The 302-nt window shown below is 49.7% G+C and carries 1 pseudogene; it reads left to right on the top strand.

What is annotated here, in order from left to right:
• A pseudogene (locus DT250_RS27510) lies at nucleotides 1-302 on the top strand (hypothetical protein); the annotation flags it as partial.

Here is a 302-nt window from a genome sequence, read left to right on the forward strand (position 1 = left end):
AGAGACAGAAAAACCAGGTGAAGAGACAGAAAAACCGGGTGGAGAGACAGAAAAACCAGGTGAAGAGACAGAGAAGCCAGGTGAAGAAACAGAAAAGCCGGGCGAAGAGACAGAAAAGCCAGGTGAGGGAACAGAAAAGCCAGGCGAAGAGACAGAGAAACCAGGTGAGGAGACAGAGAAGCCGGGTGAAGAAAACCAGGCGGAGAAACAGAGAAGCCAGGAGAAGAAACAGAGAAACCGGGCGGAGAAACAGAGAAGCCAGGTGAAGAAACAAAGAAACCGCGCACACAAACAAAGAAAGA

Source organism: Bacillus sp. AR2-1, from assembly GCF_008368755.1.
Taxonomy (GTDB): Bacteria; Bacillota; Bacilli; order Bacillales; family Bacillaceae_G; genus Bacillus_A; species Bacillus_A wiedmannii.